The following is a 9,948-nucleotide window of genomic DNA, read 5'->3' on the forward strand; positions in this document are numbered from 1 at the left end:
CCGCCGGCGGCCGGCCCGCTCCTGACCGTTCCCGGGTGGGCAGCTGGTCCCCCGCGGGCCGGTCCCCGGCGGGCCGGTCGCCACCCGGCCGGTCACCGGCGAACGGCAGTGCCAGCAGCACCGAGACCGCGAACGAGGCGATCGAGGCTGACAGCCACGGATGGGAGAGGGTGTGCAGCCGGGTGCCCGCCGAGGTCCAGAAGTCGGACCAGTGCGCGATGGATCCAGGATTGATCAGCTGGTAGCAGAGGAATCCGACCAGCCACGCCAGCCACATGCCGGGCCGCGCGGGGGCATCCTCAGCGGTGTTCCAGCGCCGGCCGCCGCCGCGGATCCAGGCCGCGATCAGCGCGCCGGACATCGGGATGAACACCCCGCCGATCAGGTACAGGAAGTTGGCGTAGTCATCGATGTTGATGGTCAGCGCCAGCGCCGTGGTGACTGCGCCGATCAGCACCGTCAGCACCCGGCGGTCCAATCCCGGTCTGAGGTTCTGCAGCGAGATCGCCGTGGAGTAGACATTGGCGAAGCTCTGGTCGCTCTCGCGGATCACCAGTATCGCGAAGGCCAGCGTCCCCAGCGGCAGCCCGATGAACAGGTCGAAGATCCGGCTGCCGTCCTGGGCCACCTGCGCCAGCGCGATCAGCCCGATCACCAGGCAGGCGATCTGGGTGAGCCCGTAGCCGAGGAAGCCGCCGGCGAACGCGGCCCGGGCCGAGCGGGAATGCCGCGAGTAGTCAGCGCCCAGCGGCACCCACGAGATGGTCAGCGCCATCGCCGAGTCAACGGCCAGCCAGAAGCCCTGCCAGGAACCGGCCAGCTCCGGCACCGGATTGCGCAGCAGGCCGATCGCCAGGAGCACCAGCGCCAGGATCACCAGTACCGAGACGTACTTGCGCAGCGCCCGGATCCAGCCCAGCGGCCGGATCGTCAGCGCCGTGGTGACCAACCCGGCCAGCACCAGGCACAGCCAGCGCGGCAGGTCGCCGTGCGTCAGCGCCTGCAGGCCGGTGGAGATGGTGACCAGTTCGAAGACCGCCCAGCCCAGGCACTGGGCGATGTTGAGGGCGGTGGGGACGAAGGATGCCTTGGCGCCGAGCAGCCCCCGCAGCAGTACCATGGCCGGTGCGCCGGTCCGGGCGCCTAGCACCAGCGAGCCGCCCAGGATCAGCCCGCCGAGCACCGAGCCCAGGACGGCGGCGGCCACCGCGGCGGTGAAGCTGAGCGGCCGCACGCCGTAGGGCGCCAGGATCGCGATGGCGCCGCTGAAGCCGAGCAGGCTCACCCCGACATTGCCCCAGAAGCCCAGCTGGTCCAGCAGGCCGAGGGTGCGCGGGGCAGCCTCGTTGAGGGTGGTCGGGGCTTCGGCGTGTGGATCGGAGGACAGGTCTGGCCGGGTGTCGACAGCCATGGCGGCTACCTCACTCCCTTCGCCGGTACTAACCGGATCAGGTTCAAGCGGTCGGCGGCCACGCCCGGCGGAACACCGCCCAGCTGTGCCACCCTCTCAGCCCGATATGCCGGGCTCCCGCGGGGACTGCTCTAGGTTAGTACCGTGCAGCCACGGTTATCCAGCGTCGTCCGGGTCCTGACGATCGCATCGTCGGATTCCGGTGGCGGCGCCGGCATCCAGGCCGACCTCAAGGCGTTCGCGCGCTGCGGGGTGCACGGGATGTCGGTGATCGCGGCGCTGACCGCTCAGAACACCATCGGCGTGACCGCCATCCACCCATGCCCGCCGGAATTCATCCAGGCCCAGCTGGCGGCGGTGTACTCCGACCTGCCGCCGGCCGCCGTGAAGACCGGCATGCTGTTCTCCGAACCGATCATCACCACCGTGGCCGCCGCGCTGGCCGGCCGCCGGCAGCCACTGGTGGTCGATCCGGTGATGATCGCCTCCTCCGGCGCCCAGCTGCTGGAGCCGGCCGCGGTCCGGGCCCTGGTCGAACTGCTGTTTCCGCTGGCCACCGTGGTGACCCCGAACCTGATGGAGGCGCAGGCGCTGACCGGCCTGGCCACCGAGGACCGGTACCGGCTGACCGAGGCCCTGCTGGCGCTCGGGGCCCGGGCCGCACTGGTCACCGGCGGGCACGGCAGCCGGCCGGTCGATCACCTGCTCGCCGACGGCCGGCACCTGGAGATTCCGGTCAGCAGGCACGACCGGGCCGCCACCCATGGCGCCGGCTGCACCCACTCGGCCGCGCTGGCCGCCTGCCTGGGCCGCGGCGACCCGCTGCCGGTGGCCGCCCGCCGGGCCGCCCTGGTCGCCGGGCTCGCCGTCGAGCACGGCCTGGTCGGCCTCGGCGCCGGTGACGGGCCGGTGGATGCGCTCGGCATCGCCTCGCTCAGCCCGCCGCAAGCCGGCTGACGGGGAGAAGATTGCCCTTCTCCGGAAAGGCCGATCCACGCCCGCGATGGGCCGGGCTCACCGCGCGGTCAGGTCCAGTTTCAGCAGGGCGTTCTCCACGACCTCCATCAGCGCGGGGTGGATCCAGTACTGGCCGTGGGCCAGGTCGGGCACCCGCTGGCCGAAGGACATCGCCTGGATCAGCGGCTGGATCAGGTTGGAGGCCTGGTAGCCCATCAAGTGCGCGCCCAGCAGCAGTCCGGTGCCCCGGTCGGCGATCAGCTTGCAGATGCCGCTCTGGTCCTCCATCGCCCAGCCGTAGGCGGTGTCACCGTAGGCCTGGGTGGCGGTGACGTAGTTCAGCCCGGCCGCGCGGACCTCGTCCTCGGTGAACCCGACGCTGGCGATCTGCGGGTCGGTGAAGACGGCCGACGGCACGAACCGGTGATCGAACTCCCGCAGGTCCTCGGGGTGGGCCAGGTTGTGCGCGATGACCCTCGCCTCGTGATTGGCCACATGCTTGAGCTGGAAGTCCGAGGCCACGTCACCCAGCGCCCACACGCCCTCGACATTGGTCCGGCCGTAGCAGTCCACCTTGACCCGGCCGTCGTAGAGGGTCTGGATTCCAGCCGCGGCCAGCCCCAGCCGGTCGGTGTTCGGGATCCGCCCGGTCGCCACCAGCAGCACATCGCCCTCGGCGGACGAGCCGTCGGTGAAGTCGAGCCGGACTCCGTCCTCGTCCCCGCTGAACTTGCCGGCCTCGACGCCCAGATGCAGGTCCCACCGGGTGGCCGCCAGCTGGGTGAAGCGGTCGGAGATCTCCGAGTCCAGGTGACGCAGCAACCGGGTGCCACGGGCCGCCACGCTGACCTGGCTGCCGAGCGCTGCGAAGACGTGCGCGAACTCCGCGCTGATGTAGCCGCCACCCAGGATCACCAACCGCCCGGGCAGCTCGTCCAAGCGCATGATGGTGTCCGAGGTGGAGTACGGAACGCCGGACTGCTCCACCACGTCGGGCACCATCGGCCGGCCGCCGGCAGCGATCACGATCTGGTCGGCGCTGATCTGGTCGCCGGTGCTGATCCGCAGCGACTTCGGCCCGGTGAACTCGGCGTGGCCGAGGAACGTGGTGGTGTTGGGGCCGTTGGTTCGGTACGCCTGGCCACCAGCCGAGATGGGATCGATCCGGCCGAACACCCGGTCGCGGATATCGCGCCACCGGACGCCCTCCAGCCGGGCGTCGATCCCGAACCGGGCGGCATGCCGGACGGTGTTGGCGACATCGGCGGCGTAGACGTACATCTTGGTGGGGATGCAGCCGACGTTCAGGCAGGTGCCACCGAAGGTTCCCCCCTCGATGATCGCCACCCGCTTGTCGTCGAAATCCGCGGTGACCAGCGAGTTGCCGGATCCGGTTCCGATGATTGCCAGGTCGAAGTCGGCCACGGCCGCCAGCCTACTGGCGCCCCCGCCACGCGCACCCTGCCAGGCTGCGCTCTTCCAGCGACTCCCGGAGCCTGTGGGCTCAGCCGTTGCGGTCAGCCGGATAACGCTCGCGCAGCAACACGATGAGCTCCTGCTGAGAGCTCACCCGGAGCTTGCGGAACACCGAGGACAGGTGGTTGCGGACCGTGCTCTGGCTGATGAACAGCTGCCTGGCGATGACCGGGACGCGGTCACCCAGCAACAGCATCTGGACCACCTCGACCTCGCGGCGGGAGAGCCGTTCCAGCCCCGGCAGCAAGCGCCCGGACTGCGGGACGGGGGCGAAGTCGGCCGACAACGCCAACTGGGCGGCACGCTCGGAGAACCTGGCCGCGAGGTAGGCCCCGGGGCTCTCGGGCGCCCGGGGCGACACCGCCGATGCGCCGTAGCCAGGACCGGCGAGCTCCTCCTGCTGCTTCTGGTCGGTGATGTCGCTGATCATCCCGATGGCACCCATGTAGCGGGTGGTCTGGTCATACCAGGGCGCACCGGCGACCCGCAGCCAGCGGCGCTGGCCGTCCAGCCTGCGGAAGCTGAACTCGTAGAGCTCGCGCACGCCCAGAGCCCGCTGGCGCAGCCGTTGCCGCAGCATCTCCGAGGTCTCCTCGTCGAAGAAATCCCAGACCGTGCCGGCCAGCAACCGGACGTGGTCGACCGCCAGCATGTCGGCTACCCGGTAGTTCGCCAGCACGATGGCGCCTTCGGGATCGACGATGCAGACGCCCTCGACCGAAGCGTCCACGATGGTTTGCAGCAGGTGCTCGCTGGAGGCCAGTGCCTCGGCGGTCTCGTGCTGATCGGTGACATCACGGATGTTGAGAATCATTGCGCCGATGGATACATCGGCGACCAGGTTGCTGATCCGGGTCTCGATCCAGCGCCAGTTGCCCTCGCCGTTGCGTATCCGCAGTTCCAGCCGGAGGTACTCCCCCGCCCCCTTGACCGCGCTCTCCCAGTCGCGGCGTACCGCCGGTAAATCCTCGGGATGCACGTAGTCCCAGCCGGAGTGGCCGATCACCTCGCGCGGCACACACCCGAACATCTGCCACAGCGACGGGCCGGCGTAGCTGATGACCAGGTTGCGGTCACAGATGATGACCAGGTCGCTGCCGCGTTCGAGCAGGGCCCGGAACGGGCGCTCGGTCATCGACAGCCGCATCCGCCCTTCGGGCAGTTCCATCCGGGTGGCCGAGGCCAGGATCTCGTCCACGCCCTCGGCCCCGCTGACCAGCGAGGCAGTCGTCTTCAGCCGCATCCGCTCGCCGGTTCTGGTGGTGACCTCGTGCTCGTGCACCCACAGACCGCTGGTACCGATGAAGAGGAACTCGGTGACGTCCTTGCGTGACAGCCCCCAGTTCGCGAGCTCGGCGACCGGCCGGCCGAGCGCTTCCTCCTCGGTCCAACCGAACATCGCCGCCGCCCCGCCGGACCACAGGGTCACGATGCCCGAGAGGTTGGTACCTACCACCGCGACGGTGGTGATGGACGCGCCCGGCCGGGAACCGGCGTCAGGAGATTCTGATCCGGGGCCCTGGGAGCGGGTCATCGGCTTGGACGGCTGGATGGCCACGGCATGCAAAACCATGCCGAGCGCCCTCCAGTTTCTGAGGACAAGCGGTAACGAGGCATTGCACGTAAGTCTTAACCGTTGGTCGCTATCCAACCATAGACATAGTGTCACGCCTTTTCCGATGCTCCGTCCGGACCACGGCACGGCTGCAGCCACGGTGACCTGCCCTGGCGACTGCGGATTATCACACGACGTAAGGTTAAACCAGAACGCATACCCGTCCCGGAAGCCGCCTCGGGCACCGTCGGGCATTCACTAGGCGCCTATTCCGCAGACTGTCTGGAATTAAATTTCGGCGATGTAGCCAGGCCATCCCAGGTTGTAGACACCTGGAAACACACCGCTGCTCCGATGAGGCAGCAGAAACGTACCTCTCTATAAAACGATTGGCGAACTTACGGGTGGGATCGCGCAGCGCCGGCAACCGCCCGAAGTCGGCGTAGCGGTCATAGAGTTCGCCCAGCCCCGCCGGTTCCGTGCAGAGAAGCTTCGCCCAGTGCGGCCGGGCGCCCAGCGGCGCCAGCCGACGCTCGATCTCGACCAGCACCGGGGTGACCGCCGCCGCGTCCGAGATCCAGGTGAAGTGCAGGCCCAGGCTGTCGCGCCGGTAGCTGGGGGCTCAGCCAGAACTGGTCGGCGGCGATGCTGCGCAGCTCGGCATCCACGCTCAGCCGGCGCCGGCAGGCACTGCGATCGCCGTCAGCACCAGGGTGTCAGACGTGCTGAACCGGCCGGCGAAGGTGGTCAGCTCGCGCCCGCCGAGCACCGGACCAGGCACCTGCAGGACGGCGGCGAAGGCGCCGGCGGACGGCTCGACGGTGATGCTGGCCTCCTCGAAGTCCAGCCAGCTGCCGGTGAGCGGGAACCACGCCTTGTAGACCGACTCCTTCATGCTGAACAGCAGCCGGTCCCAGTGCACGTGCGGTGCGCTGACCGCCAGCTCGGCCAGCCAGCGGTGCTCCTCGGGCCGGGCGATGGCATCCAGCACGCCGTCGGGCAGCGGCGCGTGCGGTTCGGCGTCGATGCCGATGCTGGCGGCGAACTCCTCCGTGGCCACCGCGGCAGCCCGGTAGCCGGCGCAGTGGGTCATGCTGCCGACGATGCCCGCGGGCCACCCGGGAGCTCCGCGGGCGCCGGGCAGGATGGGCGCCGGCGGCACTCCGAGCTCCGCGAGCGCGGCCCGGGCACAGACCCGGACGGTGGCGAACTCCACCCGCCGCTTGGTGACCGCCCGGCTGACGACCGCCCGCTCGGCAGGCCACAACGTGTCCTCGGAGGCGTCCTGTGTGGTGTCCACCGCCCGTACCCAGGAGGGCAGCAGGCGCTCGATCACGCCGGCACGGGCAGGATCTGGCGCGGCCACTGCTTGATCTGGCTGCGGCTGCGCCACTCCCGGGGATAACCCAACGAGACCTCCTCGAACCGGGTGCCGTCCTCGAAGGTGGTCCGCGGGATGTGCAGGTGGCCGTACACCACCGTGGTGGCGGCGTAGCGCTGGTGCCAGTCCGCGGTCAGCTCGGTGCCGCACCACTGCGCGAACTCGGGGTAGCGCAGCACCAGGGTAGGTAGCCGGGTCAGCGGGTAGTGGTTGACCAGCACGGTGGGGATGTTCGGGTCGCGGGCCTCCAGCCGGCGCATGGTGTACTCCACCCGGGCGCGGCACCAGGCTTCCCGGCTGGGATAGGGGTCCGGGTGCAGCAGGTGCTCGTCGGTGCAGACGATCCCGCTCTGGTACGCGACCTCCAGCGCCGCCTCCTGGGTCTGGGCACCCGGCGGGCGGAACGTGTAGTCATAGAGCAGGAACAGCGGGGCCACCGTGACCGGGCCGCCGGCACCGGACCACACCGGGTAGGGATCCTCCGGCGTGAGCACGCCGAGGTCGCGGCAGAGCCCCACCAGGTGGTGGTAGCGGTAGTTTCCGCGCAAGGTCAGCGGATCAGCCTTGTGCGACCACAGCTCATGGTTGCCAGGCACCCAGACGACGGTGGCGAACCGGCTGCGCAGCACCTGCAGGGTGCTCGCGATCTGCTCGGCGATCTCACCGACGTCACCGGCGACCAGGAGCCAGTCCTGATCGGTGGTCGGCTGCAGACGGTCCACGATCTTCCGGTTGTCGGCATAGCCCATGTGCAGATCGCTCACCGCGAGCAACTTGGCCGACTCGCTTGTTACCGCTGACACCAGATCAAAGCCAATCTTCCCGCCGACCGTTCAGTGTGCCGATTCGCGCATTCGGCTCGGTGCAAGCATTCCGGCTCAGTGTAATCGGTGTCTGCGGCGGGCTCGCGTCCCAGCGTGCCGGGAGGCGATGTCAAAAAGTTTGTCAATCTTTGGCAACCACCGAAAAGCCGTGGCGAGCGCACCGCTGGCCACCGGCCCCGCTACTGTCGGCGGAGTACTCCGGCAGGTTGGGCCCAACCACCGGCTTCTGACGGCGAGGGGCGGCATGGCAGGACGATTCACCCCCAGGGACACCGCGTTCTACGACCTGCTCGCCGAGGGTGGCCGCAATGTCGCGGCCTCCGCCGACGTGCTGGCCGGGCTGTGCGAGCCGGCTGCCGACCGCGTCAAGATCGCGGCCGCCATGCGCGACCTCGAGCATGCCGGGGATGCTGTCACCCACCGCATCCTGCGCCAGCTGAACAAGAGCTTCGTGACGCCGTTCGACCGGGAGGACATCTACCGGCTAGCCAGCGCGCTGGACGACGTGGTGGACGCGATGGATGAGGCGACCGACTTCATCGTGCTCGCCGACGTCGGGGAGTTGCCGGCCCTGCTGATGGATCAGATCCGGCTGGTCCAGCGGGCCTCGAGCGAGACCGCGGACGCGATGGGGAGGCTGGCCACCCTGCAGGACCTGGAGCCGTACTGGATCAAGGTCAACGAGGTGGAGAACGAGGCCGACCAGGTACATCGCCAACTGCTGTCCCAGCTGTTCGGCGGCAGCTACGACACCCTGCAGGTGCTCAAGCTGCGCCAGGTCGCGGACCTGCTCGAAGAGGCCGCCGACGCCCTGGAACACGTCGCGCACGCGGTGGAGACGATCGCGGTGAAGGAGTCGTGACCGGGCCGGTTGTGGCCGATCGGCGCTGGTGGTCCCTGACGTGAGCGTGACGGCACTCGCGATCGTGATCGTCGCCGTCGCGCTGGCCTTCGACTACACCAACGGCTTCCACGACTCGGCCAACGCCATCGCTACGTCGGTCTCGACCCGGGCACTGACGCCCCGGGTCGCGCTGGCGATGGCCGCGGTGATGAACGTGCTGGGCGCCCTGGTCTCGACCAAGGTTGCCGCCACTGTCGGCAAGGGCATCATCGACCCGCCCACCGGCCGGGACGGGCTGCTCATCGTGCTGGCCGCCCTGCTCGGGGCGATCGTCTGGAACCTGGGCACCTGGTGGTTCGGCCTGCCCTCCTCGTCCTCGCATGCCCTGATCGGCGGGCTGATCGGCGCGGCGCTGGCCGGCTCCGAGGGCGTCAAGTGGTCCAACATGGTGGACAAGGTGGTCATCCCGATGGTCGCCTCGCCGCTGACCGGCCTGGTGCTGGGCTACCTGTTCATGCTGCTGCTGCTGTGGCTGTTCCGCCGGGCGAACTATCACCGGACCACGCGGCGGTTCCGGTGGGCGCAGGTGGTCAGCGCGGCGGCGATGGCCTTCGGGCACGGCAGCCAGGACGCCCAGAAGACCATGGGCGTGATCGCCCTGACCCTGGTCGTCTCGGGCCACCTGGGCAAGGGCGAGGCCATCCCGCTGTGGGTGATCCTGTCCGCGGCCGCCGCCATCGCCGCGGGTACCTACGCCGGTGGCTGGCGCATCATGCGCACCGTCGGCCGGCGGATCTACTCGCTCAGCCCGGTCAGCGGTTTCGCGTCCCAGTCGGTGGCCAGCGGGGTGCTCTTCACCGCCGCCCAGTTCGGGCTGCCGATCTCGACCACGCACGTCATCAGCACCTCGATCATGGGCGCCGGCGCCACCCGGCGGCTGTCGGCGGTCCGGTGGGGCGTGGCCGGCAACATCGTCGGCGCGTGGGTGCTGACGATCCCGGCGTCGGCGGCGGTGGCCGCGCTGATGTGGGTGCTGCTGCGCCCGCTCAGCTGAGGCTGCCGGCTCAGGCGGGCAGGATCGCCCAGACCGGATGGATCTCCAGCCACCCGGTCTGGGTGTCCAGGACCCAGGGGCCGACGATCGTCACCCGGGACTTCAGCGGTGGCATCTTCATCGGGATCGAAGGCACCGCCTCGATCACCAGGCTCTGGTCCGAGCGATCGCGGTTGACCGAGTTGAGCCACTTCGGGTTGACCCCGGTGAGTGAGATGTGCATGTCGCCGTCATGCTCGCGATCGATTGCCGAGGCGATTCCGGTGACTGCCACGCACGGTTCCTTGACGGTCAGCCGCTGTGGTGAGTACACCCCTTCCAGCGGAAAACCGGAGTGGCAGTACTTGGCGAGCTCCGGCGGGACCAGCGCGGGATTGGGCTTGCTGGGCGACGACGGCGCGACCGTAGACAGCGGCGCGTGGGTGGCGTTGGGCGGCGGCGAGGGG

Annotated in this window: 10 protein-coding genes and 1 riboswitch; of the genes, 3 read left to right on the top strand and 7 right to left on the bottom strand. The window is 69.5% G+C overall.

The annotated features are described in order from the left end of the window. Window positions 1-1,411: purine-cytosine permease family protein (locus tag VF542_RS02465; RefSeq protein ID WP_408650123.1), on the bottom strand; the 1,411-nt coding region annotated here is incomplete at its 3' end. Next, a riboswitch (TPP riboswitch) is annotated at window positions 1,409-1,542 on the bottom strand. Its footprint overlaps the gene before it by 3 nt. A gap of 13 nt (window positions 1,543-1,555) precedes the next feature. On the opposite strand from VF542_RS02465, the gene thiD reads away from it, so the two are divergent. Further along, entirely contained in the window at window positions 1,556-2,368 is an 813-nt protein-coding gene (gene thiD, locus VF542_RS02470) for a bifunctional hydroxymethylpyrimidine kinase/phosphomethylpyrimidine kinase (protein WP_408650124.1), read from the top strand. Window positions 2,369-2,425: 57 nt separating this feature from the next. Here thiD and VF542_RS02475 read toward each other — a convergent pair whose 3' ends face one another. From VF542_RS02475 to VF542_RS02495, 5 genes are all read right to left on the bottom strand, one after another. Further along, on the bottom strand, window positions 2,426-3,793 hold the full coding sequence (locus VF542_RS02475) for a mycothione reductase (RefSeq protein ID WP_408650125.1): 1,368 nt from the start codon (window positions 3,791-3,793) through the stop codon (window positions 2,426-2,428). Between the two features lie 79 nt (window positions 3,794-3,872). Continuing rightward, window positions 3,873-5,417, bottom strand: a complete 1,545-nt coding sequence (locus VF542_RS02480) for a PAS domain S-box protein (RefSeq protein ID WP_408650126.1) — start codon at window positions 5,415-5,417, stop codon at window positions 3,873-3,875. Between the two features lie 184 nt (window positions 5,418-5,601). Next, entirely contained in the window at window positions 5,602-5,949 is a 348-nt protein-coding gene (locus tag VF542_RS02485; RefSeq protein WP_408650127.1) for a D-arabinono-1,4-lactone oxidase, read from the bottom strand. A 120-nt stretch (window positions 5,950-6,069) separates the two neighbouring features. Further along, window positions 6,070-6,735, bottom strand: a complete 666-nt coding sequence (locus VF542_RS02490; RefSeq protein ID WP_408650128.1) for a 4'-phosphopantetheinyl transferase family protein — start codon at window positions 6,733-6,735, stop codon at window positions 6,070-6,072. Further along, window positions 6,732-7,529, bottom strand: a complete 798-nt coding sequence (locus tag VF542_RS02495) for a metallophosphoesterase family protein (RefSeq protein WP_408650132.1) — start codon at window positions 7,527-7,529, stop codon at window positions 6,732-6,734. The genes VF542_RS02490 and VF542_RS02495 overlap by 4 nt, the downstream gene beginning before the upstream one ends. Window positions 7,530-7,848: 319 nt before the next feature. On the opposite strand from VF542_RS02495, the gene VF542_RS02500 reads away from it, so the two are divergent. Beyond that, on the top strand, window positions 7,849-8,466 hold the full coding sequence (locus VF542_RS02500) for a DUF47 domain-containing protein (protein ID WP_408650129.1): 618 nt from the start codon (window positions 7,849-7,851) through the stop codon (window positions 8,464-8,466). Window positions 8,467-8,506: 40 nt separating this feature from the next. Continuing rightward, complete coding sequence (locus VF542_RS02505; RefSeq protein ID WP_408650130.1) at window positions 8,507-9,502, top strand: inorganic phosphate transporter; 996 nt, start codon at window positions 8,507-8,509, stop codon at window positions 9,500-9,502. Between the two features lie 10 nt (window positions 9,503-9,512). Here VF542_RS02505 and VF542_RS02510 read toward each other — a convergent pair. Beyond that, on the bottom strand, window positions 9,513-9,948 hold a 436-nt coding region (locus tag VF542_RS02510), incomplete at its 5' end, for a hypothetical protein (RefSeq protein WP_408650131.1).

It is taken from the genome of Jatrophihabitans sp. (genome assembly GCF_036389215.1).
In the GTDB taxonomy this organism is placed as follows: Bacteria; Actinomycetota; Actinomycetes; order Mycobacteriales; family Jatrophihabitantaceae; genus Jatrophihabitans_A.